Source organism: Anaerocolumna sp. (assembly GCF_032079385.1).
Classification (GTDB): Bacteria; Bacillota; Clostridia; order Lachnospirales; family Lachnospiraceae; genus Anaerocolumna.
Genome location: NZ_DAMAUC010000005.1, coordinates 23,769 through 41,793, shown reverse-complemented (window position 1 = coordinate 41,793; position 18,025 = coordinate 23,769). Strand labels below are relative to the sequence as shown.

Here is an 18,025-nt window from a genome sequence, read left to right as displayed (position 1 = left end):
CATACTGCTCTCCTCAGTGATTATGCGGGAAGCATCAGCGAAGGAAAGGGGATTTCTATGGAAAACATTCTAAGCGTAGAAAATATTAGCAAAGTTTATAAAAATGGTGAAGAAAGAGTAGCAGCCTTAAAAGATGTCTCTTTCCAACTGAAAAAGGGAGAAATGCTAGCCATAATGGGAAGCAGCGGCTCAGGTAAAAGTACCATGTTACATATCCTGGGAGCACTTGATAAACCAGATAGAGGCAGTATATACCTCAATAATAAATATGAGAAGCAATTCAGTGTGGAACCTTATGCCACAAAGATACGAAGTCAATACATAGGATTTGTTTTTCAACAATATAACTTACTAAATGATCTAACTGTGAAAGAAAATATTGCACTTCCTTTAATACTATCAGACCATAGTGAATCCGAAATCAATGAATTTGTAAATGAGAAGATTGCTTTAACAGGGCTGAAAGGAAGAGAGAATCATCGTCCTTTTGAATTATCAGGAGGACAGCAGCAAAGAGTTGCTATAGCAAGAGCTATTATTACAAAACCTAAAATATTATTAGCAGATGAACCAACAGGTAATCTGGATTATAACACTGCCATGGACATTATGGAACTATTAAAAAAGATGAATCAGGAATTAGGACAAAGTACTATAATTGTAACCCATGATCCTATGGTGGCTTCTTATACAGACCGTGTCATTTTCTTTCATGATGGAAGGCTAAGAGATGAACATATTAATAAAAGAAAAGAAGAAGATGTAGATGAAATTCTTTATATATTTCGAAATCTCATTAAAATGAAAGATTAAAGGCTATTGGGAAGTTTTATTTGGAAAGGCTGCCACGAAGGAATTCCTTTATCGTATTTATGTAATATCACATCGGTGAGTATGACAGGCAGGGGGTATACATGAAAAAATTATATCAAGTAAGTCTGGCATTTATGAAAAGGAGTAAAACACTGACATTTTCTTGCTTCATTAGTGTGTTTATCGCAGTTGTATTTATTATTAGTATGTACAACTTTTCTTATAATGCTAAATATTCTTATAAAAAATCTTTAAGCGAAGCATATGGCGATTATGATATGATAGTAAATTATGAGAACTATGGTGACATTGATAAGCAGACAGTTGAAAACATTGCTAAAGCTAAGGGAGTATCTAAAATTGCTTCTGGAAGATTTGAAGATTCAGTAAATATTGAGAACAATAATGTTTATGTTATTGGAGCTGTAGATAGCGATATGATGAAAAGCAGATATAATTATACCGTTGACTTAAATAATGAAGAAATAGTAATTAACCAGGTATTAGCAAAAAGTTTGAATAAAAAAGCCGGGGAAACCACTAATATCGGTAATTATACGTTAACAATAAGTGAGGTTTTTGAGGATAAAATTAATTCCGCAAATAGCGTTCCTATGGCAATTTTAACACAAGATACCTTAGTAAAAGTTGCTGGCACAGTGAATAAAGCCAATTTCATAATGGTGAAAATGAAAGAAAATTCATCTGCTTCCACTGCCATTAGTGTCATAAAACTCATTGATAGAAAGTTAGAAACATTAATGGTAGAAGATGATCCTGTGTATAAAGATGTTGTAGAGTCATTCTCAATATATTTAAATATATTGTCGGTAATCGTATTACTAATATCCGGACTGTTTGTAACAAGTATATTCCAAAATTTTATGTATAAATATAATAACGACATGCTAATTATCCGAGCAATAGGTGGGACCACTTCTCAAATTAAATATATCTTCTTCATTTTAATTATAGTTATCAATGGTATAGCATGTGGTACAGGTTATATAGCCACCATATTTTTAAATAGAATTGTATTGCAAAAATTAAATCAATTTTTAAGTCTAATAAAGGGTGAAATTACATTTTTATTTTTAAAATCATTTTTTATAACATTGATCATTTTTATTGTGTTATTATCATTTCTCTTTTTCTCTTTATTAAAGAATCAAAAGTCATTGCCTTTACAAGCCCTTGTAAAGAATGAAGTAAGTAAGAATGGAAGAAAAAGAAAAGATAAAAAAATTAAATTACCATTATATAAACTGTTAGGTAAAAACTTGTTTTTAGCAATTAAATTTATAGTTCCTAAGATGAAAGAAAATCTGTATTTAACATTAACAATAATGATGATTGTTTTATTTTCAATGGTCGGAGCTAGTTTAAATAGCATTATTCAGAATAATAACAGCAAATATATTGATAGTCAGTACTTAACAGATATAGTTGTAACCGGCAACTATCAATTACAATTAGAAGATACATTAAATATTTATGGGAGATTAAAGCAGATAGATGGAATAAATACTTCATTATTATTGACAAATGGACCTGATACGGAAATTATCTTAGATAATAATACGAAACAATCTATTGATTATTCTATTGCCGATATAGAGCAAATGAAAGTGCAGAGCATCCTTCCAAATGAAATAACACAAGAAAATCAAATTGTATTAAATACTGAATGTGCCACTACTTTCAATAAGTATGTAGGTGATACAATTATCATAAACACACCTGTTATTTACAAATATGATAAGCTTGGTAATAAAGTAGCAGTATTAAAGGAACCAACTCCCCAAAAATTTGTAGTCTGCGCGGTATTGCAAAAATCTGAAATGGGGGGTTCTGATGTATTTATAGATATAAAAAATGAAGATTTTATTTTACCTCATATGGGCATGAGAAACATATATATAGATGGTGATTGGAATAAAGCGGAAAGTGAACTATCAAAATTAAAAGCTGTATATCCGGCATTAAAATGGTCAAATTATCAAGAAGCAAAAGAAATGAGTACCAAGACACTAAATGATAGGTTTTACTTATTTGAAATAGTTATTGGTGTTTTAATAATAATTGCGGGAATAGGATGGTTTAATTCCATGCGAAATATTATTTATTCGAGAAAACAGGAATATTCGATTCTAAGAGTTCAAGGGGTATCCGTAATACGGTTGCAAATTATTATTAGCATCCAGGTATTAATCTACCTTTTTGTAGGAGTTGTATTAGGTATATTAGTAGGTACATTGATTGTGAGCGGCATGCTTTACGCAGATTATAATCAATTTCTAATCATTATAGATGCAAGTACAACTTTGAGAATTACTCTATTTATGTTTGGGTTAAGTATATTACTTTATCCAAGTATAAGAAAAGTAAGTAAGTATTCAATCATGAAACCATTAGAATAGAGAATGTAAAGGCCTATCAGGAAGTGTATAGATAGGCTTTTCATTTCCTCATAATTTATTAAAATACATCCTTCGCATACTTTCAATTAAGACAGTAACTTATAATCAGCATCTTTGAAAGTAAGATTAATTTTTAGTATTGACATTGTGCAAAAATGCTATTATAATAAGGATAATTTAAAGGTTGTTATTTAGTTTATTTATAAAAAGTTATTATATAGTTGCAAATAAGTTCATAGTGCATAAACAAGAAATTAAAATATTGAATTTATTTGTGCATATTTGTTTTGCAAGTTATACCACTTAAGCTGTTTTCATTACATAGTACATACTACACAAGAAGATCCCAACATTACAATGACGTACTTTTTATTTTCCCAAGTTATTTGCATTTCGCATGTAATTAATTATTTAAGTTAGATCTTAAACAATTAATACAATATATAATCATTAAGGAGGATAAGTATGAAGAAAATGTGGAACAAGATAGTAATGATCTTATTTACTATGACATTACTAGCAATTTTTACCGTAGGGTGCAGTAAAAAGGAAGACGGGACAAAATCTACGGATGCAAATTCAAACCAGACCAATGAAAAGAAGGAAGAAACTGGGGCAGGAGAAGAAGTAAAAGAAAAGGCAACGAAGGAAAAAACAATAGTTACTGTTTACACAGGCCGTGATAGTGCAGTTCTTGAGTATATTGAACCATTATTTGAGGAAGCACATCCGGAATATGATGTAGAATTCTTGAATATGGGTGCTCAAGAGATTTTAGAACGTGTTCGTGGTGAAAAAGAAAATCCACAGGGTGATTTCTGGTGGGGTGGCACACAGGCAGCATTTGAAATTGCCACAGCAGAAGATTTACTGGAAGTATATCGTCCAAGTTTTGCAGACAGTTTCCCGGAAGAATATAAAGATGCACAGGATCGCTGGTATGGTGAAATTCTTCTTCCAGAAGTAATTATGTACAATACGGATATGTTAACCGGTGAGGATGTACCAAAAGACTGGGAGGATTTATTGGATGCAAAATATAAGGATCAGATATTGATTCGAAATGTTTTACCTTCCGGAACTATGAGAACTATCTATAGCTGTATGATTGTAAAAGAAGATGCAGCCAATCCTGAAAAAGGTTATGAATGGCTTAGAAAGTTGGATGCCAATACCAAAGAATACACCCAGGATCCTACCAATCTTTATTTAAAGATGACTCGTCAGGAAGGCTCTTTATCCTTATGGAACCTACAGGATATTATGATTCAGAAGATGACCAATAATCAACCTTTTGGTTATGTAATGCCGGAAAGTGGTGCACCAATACTGGTAGATGCTGTTGCAATTGTAAAAGGTGCTAAGAACCTGGAAGGCGCAAAAGCTTTTTATGAATTTATCTTCAATGATAAGATTCGCTTAGATTTAGCAGAGAATATGTTCCAGATTCCAGCTCAGGCTAATATACCCAAAGAACAGCTTCCTCAATGGATACAAGATTTAGATTTAAAAGCCATGGAAGTGAATTGGCAGGTTATTGCTGAAAAAGAAATGGAATGGATGACTTACTGGGATGAAAATATAAAAGGTAAAAATTAATACTGATACATATTGGAGAAGGGCACTTGGGTTAATGAGTCCCACCCTTCTCCTTTTTATAAGGAGAGGACACCATGGCTGATGTAATATTAGAACATGTGAACAAAAAATTTGGTAAGTTTACAGCGGTACAGGATGCAGATTTTCATATAAAAAGCGGAGAATTCTTTACATTTCTTGGACCAAGTGGTTGCGGAAAGACTACTACATTGCGAATGATAGCAGGATTTAGCTATCCAAGTGAAGGAAAGATTCTATTTGATCAAAGAGATGTAACCACCCTGGCACCAAACAAAAGGGATATTGGTATGGTTTTTCAGAATTATGCGTTGTTTCCTCATATGACCATTGGTGAAAACGTTGCTTTCGGTTTAAAGATCCGTAAATTAAATAAGCAGGATATTAAGAAACGTGTTGCGAGAGCGTTGGATTTAGTTCATTTATCCGGTTATGAAAATCGAAAAGTTCATGAAATATCAGGTGGGCAACAGCAAAGAGTGGCATTAGCCAGAGCCTTGGTTATAGAACCTAAAATTCTGCTATTAGATGAACCTCTCTCTAATTTAGATGCGAAATTAAGAGATGATACAAGAAGTGAAATTAAAAGATTACAAATGGAACTGGGGATTACAACCATTTATGTAACCCATGACCAGTCAGAAGCAATGGCAATTTCTGACCGTATATTAATAATGAAAAATGGTATTATGCAACAAATTGGTACACCTTATGAAGTGTATGCAAAACCCAAAAACAGTTTTGTTGCAGAGTTTATTGGGAAATATTCTATTTTTGTAGCTCATATAGAGAAGATTGAAAATGATAAGATCTTTATCAAATTAAAAGATGGAACGAGTTTAGTAGGGTTAAAAGAAAATGCAGTTTCGGATATTCAATTAGAACCAACAAAAGAAGTTTTGGTAGCTGTACGTCCGGAGTGTGTTGCGCTTTATCACAATCAGGATATAAATAGAGTGGATACGAAAGTAATCCATTCCGAATTTACGGGAATGAGTGCTAACTACCAGCTTGATTTAGCAGGAAATACTCTTAAGGCAGCGATTGTAAATCAAGGGGAAGTACTTAAGAAGAAAGGTGAAAGCCTGTCTGTACATATACCGGTAAATAGTTTGTACTTCTTAAATAAGGAGGTCAGCTATGAAGAAAGTTAACAATAGTTCTTCTGTTACGAAGCTTCCCATTAGTGAAAAACCTTGGTTTATATATATTATTTTGGCCCCTATCTTTTTTATCTTATTAGGTTACGTTGTGTATCCATTATACCGTGTATTTATCGATAGTTTTTATGTGAATGGAAAGTTCAGCCTGGAGCTTTATAAAAGATTCTTTAGCTTGTCCAGTATGACGAATATACAAGCTACTTGGAATAGTTTATACATATCTGTTTTAAGTGTAATCAGCTGTGGTATTGTTGGCACCGGTTTGGCTTTTCTTTTAGAAAGTTATGAGTTTCCCGGAAGAAAAGTATTAAAGGCTTTTGCAGTGATTCCCATGGCACTGCCCTCCTTAATCGGAGCTATTTCCTTTGATTTCTTATATGGAAGTACCGGGATTATTCCAAGAGGATTAAAAGTAATATTCGGGCTTGAAAAAGTTCCTTTTTATCTGAATGGAATAGCAGGAGTAATTGTAGTACATACCTTTACTATGTATACCTATTTTTATTTGCCAATATCAGCGGCTTTACGTAACAGAGACAGTTCCCTGGAAGAAGCAGCTTTGAATTTAGGCGCTTCCAAAGGGCAGGTTTTCCGAAGAGTAACGTTACCCATGTTAACGCCTTCCTTAATAGCTGCCTCATTATTGGTTTTTATGATTTCTATGGCTTCTTACACAGCCCCGTTAATATATGGAATCGATAGAACTTTGACTATGCAGATTGTATTATCCAGAACCAATGGAGATTTGAGAATGGCATCTACCCAATCCACTATACTAACTGTTATTTCGGTAGCCTTTTTAATCATTATGCGGTTGTATGAAGGAAAACGAAATTATGCCAGTGTAAGTAAAGGCGCAGCAGTACATAGAAAAGAAGTAAAAAGTCAATTTAAAAAGGCATTGGCTATTATAGCATCTATTGTAGTGGTAATTATCTTGTTATTACCTATTTTAACAATTATACTAATTTCTTTTTCTAAAGATGGTACTTGGACCCATCAAGTTTTACCGCCCAAATATACAATAAGCCATTACGTTGAATTATTTACTAATGCTAAGACCTGGAAACCTATTAAGAATAGTTTGATTATGAGTTTTATTGCTACTGCAGGTAATGTAATCTTTGGTGTTATGGTTGCATATGCAGTAAACAGAGTAAAATTTAAAGGAAAAGGAATTATTGATAAATTAATTATGGTTCCTTGGGCACTTCCTGGAACCGTAGTGGGTATTAGTTTGATTGCTGCATTTAATGTTCCCTCATTATTTAGCTTTGGCAAAGTTATTGTAGCAACCTTTTGGATTATACCATTAGCCTATTTTGTAAGACATTTGCCATTGATTTACCGGTCCACCTATGCTGCATTCTCCCAAACAGATTCTTCCTGTGAGGAAGCAGCCAGAGGCCTTGGGGCAAACTGGTGGTATAGTTTTTGCAAGGTGGTTCTTCCAATGGTAGCAGGCGGTATTGCATCTGGAGCCATCTTGGGATTCGTACAAGGAATTGGAGAATTTGTAGCCTCCATATTATTGTATACGCCCAGAAGTGTTCCTATATCGGTGGCTATTTATCAAAAAATGTACTCTTTTGATTTTGGAACAGCCTGTGCATATGGTGTATTACAAATTGTATTAGTTACAGTTTTATTACTTATTTCTGAAAAACTGAAAGGCGATTCGAAAATCTCTGCAATCTAACCTTTTCGGAGAAGTCCTCCGGTTCTATAAGGGGAGGTTAAGATCTGCTGTTTCAGCAGGAGTTAGGGCTCCTGTATAATTGAATTTGATAGAAAGAAGGTATTTTATGAAAACTAATTCTTATGAAGAAATGAAGAAAAGAGTAGAACTAGAAGACGGTGATAAGTTTCCGGCAAAGTCTTTTACAGAACTGGTTTTAAAACCTGCATATGACAATGCAAAAGACAAATTGTTAGATCCCATGATGGAAGTAAACTATGCACATCTAATTATGCTATATGAACAAAAACTATTAGATAAGGGAGAAGCGAAAAAGATTGCCAAAACCTTAGAAGAACTGGAATTAGACCGATTTCGGAACGGAAATTATACCGGAGAATACGAAGACTTGTTTTTTGAAGTTGAAGATGCTTTACTAAAATCTACCGGTGATATTGCGGGAAATTTACATCTTGCCCGCAGCAGAAATGATATGGGAGTTACCATGTATCGAATGGTAATGAGAAAATATTTGCTGGAGACGATGAAATCTTTACATAAGCTGATAGAGACCTTTGCTTGTCTGGCAGAAGAGCATAAGGATACCATTATGGTAGCCCATACACATACCCAACAGGCACAGATTACAACGTTAGGGCACTATATACTTGCAGTCTGCCAGATACTTGGCCGCGATATGGATAGGCTAAAACATGCATTTAAGACTGTAAATAGAAGTAGTATGGGAGCCTGTGCTATTACAACAACAGGATTTTCAATTGATAGACAGATAATGGTTGAGCTGCTTGGATTCGATGAAATGGTTGTAAACAGTTATGATGCCATTGGTGGCGGAGATTACTTAGGAGAAACAGCAACTGCTGTTATGTTGGCCGCTATTGATGCAGGAAAAGTAGTTCAGGACTTTCTTTTGTGGGCAACACAGGAATTTAATGTTCTACGGGCCGGGGACCCTTATGTACAGGTAAGTTCTATTATGCCTCAGAAACGAAATCCGGTTTCCATTGAGCATTTAAGATCCCTGCTGTCTACTTCCATAGGTAATTGTCAAACTTTATTGACCATGTTACATAATACACCTTATGGAGATATTGTTGATACGGAAGATGATGCACAGCCATATGGTTGGATGGCCTGTGAGATTTTATCAAAATCGTATATTTTATTCTCCAATGTTATGTCAACTATTGAGGTTAACAAAGAAGTATTGTTACAGCGTGCCTACAATGGCTTTGCTACTATTACGGAGTTAGCAGATACTTTGGTAAGAGAAACCGGTGTACCATTCCGGAAAGCTCATAGTGTGGCAAGTAAATTAGCAACGGAGTATGTGGCGAAAGGTATGTCCATTCAGGATATGGATGAAGAGCACGTTAAATCCGTATTTGAACAGGTGACAGGTTTAGGTTGGGAAATGGATTATACAAAAATAAAAGAAAGTATTGATCCGAAACACTTCGTAAATGTTCGTAATATAAAAGGGGGCTGTGGCCCTGAAGCTATGGAAGACATGCTGGTGGAAGCAAATCAAATCAATGCTTCACATAAGGAGTGGGTATCCAAAAAGCAAGAATTAATAGTAAATGCACATAATGATTTAAGAAATCGTATTCACAGCTTATTAGAAGAATAAGCGAATAAGAAGTTATGAAATAACAAGTTGTTTTATAGCTGGAAAATTATACTTTGGCAGGTGTTATAATGAAATATATAATGGGAGTCGATGGCGGAGGTACACACTCCAGGTTACTGGTAACAGATTTGCATGGCAATGAAATATATCAGGGAATAGGTAAAAGTACGAATATAGAGAGTAATTCTTTAGAAATCGTACAGAAAAACTTTGTGGATTTGTTTCAGGAATTTCATAACAGAACCAATTATTCCAAAGAAGAATGTATATCCATATGTATAGGTACGGCAGGAGTAGATACTCCGGAAGCAGTGGATTTGGTCACCGATATGATTGATCAATTAGGTTATCCATGTTTCATAGAAGTTATGAACGATGCAGAAATCGCTTTAGCTGCAGAAACAAAGGGTAAACCGGGAATTATCATTATATCCGGTACCGGATCCATTGGGTTCGGTGTAAATGAATGCGGTAAAAAATGGAGAGTTGGTGGTTTTGGATACTTAGTAGGTGATGAAGGCTCCGGATATTGGGTGGCACGAAAAGGGATTGGAGCTGCTTTGCAAGATTATGATCATTCAGGAGAAAAAACTTTATTAACAGAAATGTTAACAAAACATTTAGAATTAGAACGTTTTGATAAAATTCTTGATTTTATCTATAATGCTAATAAAAGTGAAATTGCTAAATTGGCAACCCTTGTTATACAAGGATGTGAGCAAGGAGACATGGTATCGAAAGAGATAATGAATAAGACAGCTGCTTATCTTGCCAGAATGGTAATTACATTGGTAAAGGAATTGCAGATGACAGAGCAATCCTATCCGGTTATCTATGGTGGTGGTTTTCTAACCAATTCACCTGGTTTATGTTCTTCCATAAGTGATAGGATTCTTAACCAGTATCCATTCTTAACCCCTTTTCTACTAAAGAGAGAAGCGCAATGGGGTGCCATTTATCTGGCAGCAAAAAATGCAGGAATAAAGATTTAAAAGTCTTTATTCCTGCATTTTAAAATATTTTAAGAACATTTCCAACAAGTATTTCCAACAAGTGTTTTAAATAAGCATCTTCAATAAGTCTTTTAAGCAAATATTTTTCACAAGTCTTTCAAGAGAATATTTTTCACAAGTCTTTTAGTGAGTATTTTCAACAAGTCTCTTAGCAAGTATCTTTTACAAAGTCTCTTTTACCACACAATACTTTAATATTCTCTGTTGAATGCCCGCACAACCGCCTAAAATTACCGGCTCTTCTAATCCGGAACTTTTTATATAAATAGGGTTAGGTGTTTTATCTGTGACTTTATTTAAGATTTGTTCCATATAATTGTTACCACTTTTCATAACACCGCCGCCAAGAACAATTAAATCAGGATCAAACAGAGTATTCACATTAACTAATGCCATAGATAATTTATCTATAAATTCCTCTATCATATTCACTGCCCAGGAAACCTTTAACTCAGCATAACGAAATACATCCTGTGCTGTTATAGCGGCCAGCTCTTCTGTATTAAGACCGCTTTTTAATATTTCTTTTGCTCTTTCTCCTAATCCATAACCTCCAATGGTAGATTCCAAAGCACCAAAACCCGGATATCTATGTAATAAATCGTTTCTATCAAACATCCCATAACCTAACTCCCCGGCTCCATTGTGAGCACCCCGCAAAATACAACGATCCAGAATGATTCCCATACCAATGCCGGTTCCTATGTGAATGTAGATTAAGTTATCACTTTGGCGGCCATGACCAAACCAAAGTTCTCCAAGTGCCTCTAAATTAACATCGTTTTCCACAAGAACCGGATATGGGTATCTATCTTGAAGATATATACCAAGGGGAAGATTGTCCCATCCTAAACTAGGGGCAGCTAAAATCTTACTGTCTCGTACAACACCGGGAACACCTACAGATATTCCACGTAATATTCGATTTTTCACAAAAGGTAACATGTCATCAATTAAGGATTCCACCAGTTTAATACAATTATTACCTTTGCATTGATGATTATTAATGGTCTTAATTTCTAAAATGTTTCCTAATATATCGCAAAGAGCAACGGATGCCTTGGTACCACCGATGTCTACGGATATAATAACATTGTGAGTATTATCAATTTCAATTAACGGTCTTCTTCGTCCACCGCTAAATTCAAATTCTCCGGACATGCGCAAAAGTTTATCTTCCATTAGTTCATCAATGATACGAACAATGGTAGATAAATTAAGATTTAAATCAGAAGCTATGGCAGAACGGGATACTACGCCATTTTGCCGTACATATTCTAATATAGCTGTTCTATTAATATCTCGCATTTCTTTTGGAACGATGGATTTAAGTACAGACATAAAGTTCTCCTCATCAAGATTTCTGCATATTTTCTGCAATCAAAAACAGGAATATATCTTACAAATATTCATAGTTTATTAATAAAAATTATAATATAACTCTATTTAGAAGTCAAAGAAGAATCTTTTATTCCATTAACCCTTCCAAATCCTTATAAAAAGTAGGGTAGGATATATTCACACATTCAGCCCCTAGAATTTCAACGGGTCCCTCTGAAACAAGTCCGGCAATGGTAAAGGACATGGCAATTCGATGATCTAATTTACTATCAACAGCAGCTCCACGAAGAGGTAAGCCGCCATTAATGATCATACCATCTTCCGTTGCCATAATGTCTGCACCCATACGAGATAAATTATTTACCATAACGTCGATACGATTGGATTCTTTTACTTTTAGTTCTCCCGCATCTTTGATTATGGTCTGTCCTTTTGCGAAACATGCCATAATTGCAATAATGGGAATTTCATCGATTAAAGTAGGGATAATGGAACCGCCTATTTCAGTTCCTTTTAATTCGCTGTAACTTACTATAATGTCTCCAACAGCTTCTGTATCTGTGTTACGAATATTTTCAATCCTAATATCAGCACCCATTTGTTTGCACACACGAAGAATACCATCACGAGTAGGATTAATGCCCACGTTTTTTATTGTCAACTGAGAACCGGGCACGATTAATCCCGCTGCAATAAAGTATGCAGCAGAGGAGATGTCACCTGGTACTTCTATCTTCCCGGCTGTCAATTTGGGGTTTGGGCAAATCGTGGCAGTAGTATTACTGGCTTTTATGTCTGCACCAAGCATTTTTAACATAAGCTCCGTATGGTTTCTGGACACATTAGGTTCTGTGACGGAAGTAGGCCCGTCGGCATATAAGCCTGCTAACAGAACGGAGGATTTCACCTGGGCTGAGGCTACCGGTGAATTATAGTGGATCCCATGTAAAAGAGTATCCTTTCTTCCTAAAACATGAAGAGGAGCTAGACCTCCTCCAGGTATACTTTCTATGGTGGCGCCCATCTGAGATAAAGGAGTGATAATTCTTCCCATAGGACGTTTTTGTATGGAAGCATCTCCGGTAATTATAGTATCAAAGGTCTGACCGCTTAAGATACCGGACATAAGACGCATGGTAGTTCCGCTATTACCTACATCTAAGGTTTCTAAGGGCTGTCTTAAACCATGTAATCCTTTCCCACGTACAGTAACTTTATTCTCTTCAGGATCATTCTCTATGGTAATTCCCATTTGACGAAAGCAATGAATAGTGGATAAACAATCTCCTCCTTGCAGGAAATGAGTAATTTCTGTGGTACCTTCTGCTAAAGCACCAAGCATAACTGCTCTATGAGAAATGGATTTATCCCCTGGGACTATAATTTCACCCCGTAAGCTCTTTATTTTATTGGTCATATTAACTCCTATCTGCCATAAAAGGGCGGGCTATCTTTCATATATAGTATAACGATATTTCTTTAGCAATTCAACTGCCTTTATAAGTGCTATTTCTTCATAGAACTCAATACGGAGAACACCTTGCTGGAATTCTCGATTATGAATAATACCGATATTCTTTATACTGATTTGGTTAGAGGCTAATAAAGTGGCAACAGTAGCAATGGAACCGGCCTCGTCATAAATATCAATATAGATTTCATAGACATTTGACAATATACCCGAGGATTTATTGGGAATGGAGTCCCGGTATTCTCCGGCAGTATCAAATAAATTATAGATATACTTTTCGTTCTTCTTTTCCAAGGCATAATATATATCCTTTAAAGAAGTGATGTATTTATCTAGGAAATATTGAATGCTTCTTGTATTTGTTAAACAGATATCCTGCCACATAGTAGGAGAGGAGGAAGCAATACGGGTTATATCTTTAAAACCGCCTGCGGCCAGTGTCCTCATATTCTCCTCAGAATCGTCAGATTCTTTTACTAGATTTACAAGGCTTGTGGCTATTAAGTGGGGCAAATGACTAATGGCAGCAGTTATATTATCATGTTCCTTATAATCTAATATTAAAGGAATGGCACCTATGGATTGCACCAATTGATATAGAGTCTCTGTAGTGGCAGATGGTGTTTCATCGGTTGGTGTCAAGATATAGTAAGCATTTTCCAGTAATTTGCTGTGAGAGTTCTCATAACCTGTTTTTTCAGAACCGGCCATAGGATGTCCGCCTATGAAATTCTGCTTTAATCCTATGTCCTCAACTGCTTCATGAATATTGCTTTTAACACTGCCTACATCTGTAATGATACAGCTTGGTTTAATAATATCTTTTAATTGCTCTAAATATGTAATGTTGGATAGTACCGGAGCACATAAAAAGATAATATCACAGGAAGAGAAACCTTCCTTTAAATCCTTATAAACAAAATCCAATACATGATCCGCTAGAGCATCCTCCAACCCTTTTCCCATCCCGCCATTGGAATAATCATAGGATAGTAAAGTAAAAGTTGGATAAGTTTCTTTTATAGTCCGTGCAATTGACCCGCCAATTAATCCAAAGCCGATAAATCCAATTGTTAAATCATTCATCTTTTTCACCCATTGCATATCATAATGTTTTAGATATGTTACTTTGTCTGCATATGATATTACCATAAATATCGTTGAAAGAATCAGTTTAAAATATTCTATATATATATGTTCTTTCAACTTTGAAAGAATCAACTTAAAATATTCTTTCTATATGTTCTTTCAACTTTGAAAGAATCAACTTAAAATATTCTTTCTACATATATTCTTTCAACATATTAAAAATCAGTTTATGGCACTCTTTCTATACAATATTTTCTTTCAGCCTTGAAAGAATCATTAGATTTTAAAACTTCTTACCCATTAATTTTGCTAATGGTCTGATTTCTTCACATAACTCCTCAAATTGAGGGAAGGTAAGAGACTGTGGTCCATCAGATAAGGCACATGCCGGATTGGGGTGGGTTTCTATCATAAGCCCGTCTGCACCTGCTGCTATAGCACTCATGGTAAGGGGTTTTACATACTTTCTAACACCGGTAGCATGACTGGGATCTACAATAATGGGCAAATGGCTCTTATGCTTTATAACCGGAACAGCACTAATGTCTAAGGTGTTTCGTGTAGCTGTTTCAAAGGTACGGATTCCCCGCTCACATAATACAACATTAGGATTACCTTCCGCTATGATATATTCGGAGGCATTTAACCATTCATCAATGGTAGCAGAAAGCCCCCGTTTTAATAATACAGGAAGCCCTGTTTTTCCTGCTTCTTTTAATAAATAGAAGTTTTGCATGTTCCGGGCTCCAATTTGAAGCATATCTACATACTTTACTGCGGCTTCAATAGCTGCCAGACTGGTTACTTCACAAACAATAGCCAGCCCTGTTTCATCTTTGGCTTCTTTCATAAGCTTTAGTCCATCTTCTTCCAGTCCCTGAAAAGCATATGGAGAAGTTCTTGGCTTGTATGCGCCCCCTCTTAATATCTGGGCTCCGGCTTTTTGAATGGCTTTGGCAGTTTCCATTACCTGATCTTCGTTTTCCACAGCACAAGGCCCGGACATAATGATTAATTCATCTCCACCAATGGATGCATTTCCGACTTTGATAATAGAAGGCTCCGGATGAAATTTCTTATTAGCTAATTTATAACTTTCTGTAACGGGAACAACTTTATCCACATCTTCTGCAATTTCTAAGTTTTGATTCTGAAGTTTAGTTTTATCACCCACAACTCCAATGATTGTAACTTCTTTACCATCAGAAAGGTGAGCGGTCAGTCCATTTTCTTCAATGATACGAACAATATTTTGAACGGATTCCTTTTTTGCTCCCGGTTTCATAACAATAATCATAGTAACCTCGATTCTGGCGTTTTAACGCCTTAAAAATAAGCCAGTGGCTTTAAACAAAATTATTGTACAATGAAATTTTATATATGTCAACACTGTATTACTTTAAAGCGTTACGGTTTAAAGCGCTGATAAGCAGGAGTATTATAATAATTCGACAATATTATTAATATTATTAAAAAATTACTGATATTTTCTATGAGAATACATTAGTATTACAAAATAAAATGAAAATTATTTGTTAATCTCTTATATAACTATTGTAAAATCAGACATTTTTTAGTAAAATATAAACATGGATATTATATTTGGCGTGCAATCCATAATATTCAGTTAATAAGCAAGACAAAAATATTAAGTAATGGAGGAAAAAAGAATGAATGTTTACACTTCAGAAAAGATTCGAAATGTTGTATTGTTAGGCCACGGTGGCTGTGGCAAGACTACTTTAGTCGAAGCCATGGCCTACACAACCGGAATTACAAAGCGTCAAGGTAGAATTGAAGAGGGTAATACCATTAGTGATTATGATAAGGAAGAAGTAAAACGTCTTTTTTCAATTAGTACTACAGTAGTACCCATTATATGGGAAGATATTAAGATTAACATACTTGATACACCAGGATATTTTGACTTCGTTGGAGAAGTAGAAGAGGCAATGACAGCAGCAGATGCAGCAATAATCGTGGTATCTGCCAAATCAGGAGTAGAAGTTGGTACCAGAAAAGCCTGGGAGTGTTGTGAGAAACATAATATGCCAAGAATACTTTTTGTTACTGATATGGACGACGATAATGCAAGTTATCGAAAAGTTGTTGAAGAATTAACTGAACTTTATGGAAAGAAGATTGCACCATTTCACATACCAATTCGTGAAAATGAAAAATTTGTTGGATTTGTTAATGTAGTTAAGATGGGCGGCAGAAGATTTACTACCTTAGGACAATATGAAGAATGCCCGATTCCTGATTATTCTATGGAAAATCTGAATAAATTCCGTGAAACTTTGTTAGAAGCAGTTGCTGAAACAAGCGAAGAATTAATGGATAAATATTTTAATGGAGAGGAATTTACACAGGATGAAATTTCTCTTGCACTTAGAAATAATGTTATAGATGGCAGTGTAGTACCGGTTCTTATGGGATCCGGACTGAATGCACAAGGCCCTGTTATGCTGCTTCAAGCAATTGAAAAATATTTCCCGGCTCCAAATAAAAATGAAATTAAAGGATTAAATACGAAAACTAATCAGCCTTTTGAAGCAAATTATGATGAAAGTCTTCCTATGACTGCTCGAGTTTTTAAAACTATTGCAGATCCTTTCATTGGAAAGTTCTCGCTTATAAAGGTTTGTTCCGGAATCTTAAAATCAGATTCCAATATATATAATACAGAGAAGGATACGGAAGAAAAACTTTCTCGTCTTTATGTATTAAGAGGAAAAGAGCAAATTGAAGTAAATGAGCTTCATGCCGGTGATATAGGCGCTATTGGTAAATTATCCAACACGGTAACTGGTGATACCTTATCTACAAAGGCTGTACCTGTTGAATATGATAAATATGAGATGCCAAAACCATATACTTATCAACGTTTTATGACAAAGAATAAAGGGGATGATGATAAAGTTTCACAGGCATTGTCTAAGTTAATGGATGAAGACTTAACCTTAAAGATTGTAAATGATAAAGAAAACAGACAAACCTTACTTTACGGTATCGGCGATCAACAATTAGAAGTTACGGTAAGTAAATTACTATCCAAATATAAAGTAGAAATTGAAACTATGAAGCCTAAGGTTCCATTTAGAGAGACCCTTAGAAAGAAAGTCAGAATACAAGGTAAATATAAAAAGCAATCCGGCGGACATGGACAATATGGTGATGTTCACATTGAATTTGAACCATCCGGAGATTTAGAAAAGCCTTATGTATTCGAGGAGAAGGTATTTGGCGGTGCGGTTCCAAGGAACTATTTCCCGGCAGTTGAAAAAGGAATAGCTGAATGTGTTTTAAAAGGACCTGTTGCAGGATATCCGGTTGTTGGAGTAAAGGCAACCCTGGTAGATGGTTCCTACCATCCCGTAGACTCCTCCGAAATGGCATTTAAAATGGCAACCATTCAGGCATTCAAACAAGGCTTTATGGAGGCTTCACCAGTATTATTAGAGCCCATCGTTTCCTTAAAAGTAGTTGTGCCGGATAAATTTACCGGTGATGTAATGGGTGATTTGAATAAACGCCGTGGCAGGGTATTAGGTATGAACCCGCTTCATCACGGTGGTAAACAAGAAATTGTTGCGGACATTCCTTTATCTGAGATGTATGGATATTCAACAGATCTTCGCTCTATGACAGGCGGAGCCGGTGACTTCTCCTATGAATTCAACCGCTATGAGCAGGCACCATCTGATGTTCAGCAGAGAGCTATTGAAGAAAGTGCTAAGAATGGAGAGAATGGAGACTAATCAAT

The 18,025-nt window shown here is 35.3% G+C and carries 12 protein-coding genes; 8 read left to right on the top strand and 4 right to left on the bottom strand.

Features of this window, described 5'->3' with window-relative positions; genetic code table 11:
- The first annotated feature begins 57 nt into the window (after positions 1 to 57).
- The 7 genes from RT261_RS05850 to RT261_RS05820 all read left to right on the top strand — a co-directional run bounded on the left by RT261_RS05850 (position 58) and on the right by RT261_RS05820 (position 10,337).
- Positions 58 to 813, top strand: coding sequence for an ABC transporter ATP-binding protein (locus tag RT261_RS05850; RefSeq protein WP_313130575.1), 756 nt, complete (start codon positions 58 to 60; stop codon positions 811 to 813).
- 101 nt (positions 814 to 914) lie between these two features.
- Complete coding sequence (locus RT261_RS05845; protein WP_313130572.1) at positions 915 to 3,233, top strand: FtsX-like permease family protein; 2,319 nt, start codon at positions 915 to 917, stop codon at positions 3,231 to 3,233.
- 465 nt (positions 3,234 to 3,698) lie between these two features.
- Positions 3,699 to 4,832, top strand: coding sequence for an extracellular solute-binding protein (locus RT261_RS05840; protein WP_313130569.1), 1,134 nt, complete (start codon positions 3,699 to 3,701; stop codon positions 4,830 to 4,832).
- A gap of 74 nt (positions 4,833 to 4,906) precedes the next feature.
- Positions 4,907 to 6,004 (top strand): ABC transporter ATP-binding protein, encoded by a 1,098-nt coding sequence (locus RT261_RS05835; RefSeq protein WP_313130567.1) that lies wholly within the window; start codon positions 4,907 to 4,909, stop codon positions 6,002 to 6,004.
- Positions 5,991 to 7,712: an ABC transporter permease gene (locus RT261_RS05830; RefSeq protein ID WP_313130564.1), complete on the top strand. Its 1,722-nt coding sequence runs from the start codon at positions 5,991 to 5,993 to the stop codon at positions 7,710 to 7,712. The genes RT261_RS05835 and RT261_RS05830 overlap by 14 nt, the downstream gene beginning before the upstream one ends.
- A gap of 106 nt (positions 7,713 to 7,818) precedes the next feature.
- A complete protein-coding gene (gene argH / locus RT261_RS05825; protein ID WP_313130562.1) occupies positions 7,819 to 9,345 on the top strand; it encodes an argininosuccinate lyase in 1,527 nt (508 codons plus the stop codon).
- Positions 9,346 to 9,413: 68 nt separating this feature from the next.
- Complete coding sequence (locus tag RT261_RS05820) at positions 9,414 to 10,337, top strand: BadF/BadG/BcrA/BcrD ATPase family protein (protein WP_313130560.1); 924 nt, start codon at positions 9,414 to 9,416, stop codon at positions 10,335 to 10,337.
- Positions 10,338 to 10,520: 183 nt separating this feature from the next.
- On the opposite strand, the gene RT261_RS05815 is transcribed toward RT261_RS05820, so the two are convergent.
- The 4 genes from RT261_RS05815 to aroF form a co-directional block, all read right to left on the bottom strand.
- Positions 10,521 to 11,699: an ROK family protein gene (locus tag RT261_RS05815; RefSeq protein ID WP_313130558.1), complete on the bottom strand. Its 1,179-nt coding sequence runs from the start codon at positions 11,697 to 11,699 to the stop codon at positions 10,521 to 10,523.
- Between the two features lie 127 nt (positions 11,700 to 11,826).
- Positions 11,827 to 13,116 carry a 3-phosphoshikimate 1-carboxyvinyltransferase gene (aroA, locus tag RT261_RS05810; protein ID WP_313130555.1) on the bottom strand — a complete coding sequence of 430 codons (1,290 nt, stop codon included), beginning with the start codon at positions 13,114 to 13,116 and terminating at the stop codon, positions 11,827 to 11,829.
- A 30-nt stretch (positions 13,117 to 13,146) separates the two neighbouring features.
- Positions 13,147 to 14,256 (bottom strand): prephenate dehydrogenase, encoded by a 1,110-nt coding sequence (locus RT261_RS05805; protein WP_313130897.1) that lies wholly within the window; start codon positions 14,254 to 14,256, stop codon positions 13,147 to 13,149.
- Positions 14,257 to 14,542: 286 nt separating this feature from the next.
- Positions 14,543 to 15,556 (bottom strand): 3-deoxy-7-phosphoheptulonate synthase, encoded by a 1,014-nt coding sequence (aroF, locus tag RT261_RS05800; protein ID WP_313130553.1) that lies wholly within the window; start codon positions 15,554 to 15,556, stop codon positions 14,543 to 14,545.
- 373 nt (positions 15,557 to 15,929) lie between these two features.
- On the opposite strand from aroF, the gene RT261_RS05795 reads away from it, so the two are divergent.
- Complete coding sequence (locus tag RT261_RS05795) at positions 15,930 to 18,020, top strand: elongation factor G (protein ID WP_313130550.1); 2,091 nt, start codon at positions 15,930 to 15,932, stop codon at positions 18,018 to 18,020.
- The last annotated feature ends 5 nt before the right edge of the window (positions 18,021 to 18,025 follow it).

What these genes read in the sequence shown, in the direction of transcription:
- argH (WP_313130562.1), top strand. Translation starts at nt 7,819, where the DNA reads ATGAAAACTAATTCTTATGAAGAAATGAAGAAAAGAGTAGAACTAGAA.
- RT261_RS05840 (WP_313130569.1), top strand. Translation starts at nt 3,699, where the DNA reads ATGAAGAAAATGTGGAACAAGATAGTAATGATCTTATTTACTATGACA.
- RT261_RS05805 (WP_313130897.1), bottom strand. Translation starts at nt 14,256, where the DNA reads ATGAATGATTTAACAATTGGATTTATCGGCTTTGGATTAATTGGCGGG.
- RT261_RS05845 (WP_313130572.1), top strand. Translation starts at nt 915, where the DNA reads ATGAAAAAATTATATCAAGTAAGTCTGGCATTTATGAAAAGGAGTAAA.
- RT261_RS05830 (WP_313130564.1), top strand. Translation starts at nt 5,991, where the DNA reads ATGAAGAAAGTTAACAATAGTTCTTCTGTTACGAAGCTTCCCATTAGT.
- RT261_RS05835 (WP_313130567.1), top strand. Translation starts at nt 4,907, where the DNA reads ATGGCTGATGTAATATTAGAACATGTGAACAAAAAATTTGGTAAGTTT.
- RT261_RS05820 (WP_313130560.1), top strand. Translation starts at nt 9,414, where the DNA reads ATGAAATATATAATGGGAGTCGATGGCGGAGGTACACACTCCAGGTTA.
- RT261_RS05795 (WP_313130550.1), top strand. Translation starts at nt 15,930, where the DNA reads ATGAATGTTTACACTTCAGAAAAGATTCGAAATGTTGTATTGTTAGGC.
- aroF (WP_313130553.1), bottom strand. Translation starts at nt 15,556, where the DNA reads ATGATTATTGTTATGAAACCGGGAGCAAAAAAGGAATCCGTTCAAAAT.
- aroA (WP_313130555.1), bottom strand. Translation starts at nt 13,116, where the DNA reads ATGACCAATAAAATAAAGAGCTTACGGGGTGAAATTATAGTCCCAGGG.
- RT261_RS05850 (WP_313130575.1), top strand. Translation starts at nt 58, where the DNA reads ATGGAAAACATTCTAAGCGTAGAAAATATTAGCAAAGTTTATAAAAAT.
- RT261_RS05815 (WP_313130558.1), bottom strand. Translation starts at nt 11,699, where the DNA reads ATGTCTGTACTTAAATCCATCGTTCCAAAAGAAATGCGAGATATTAAT.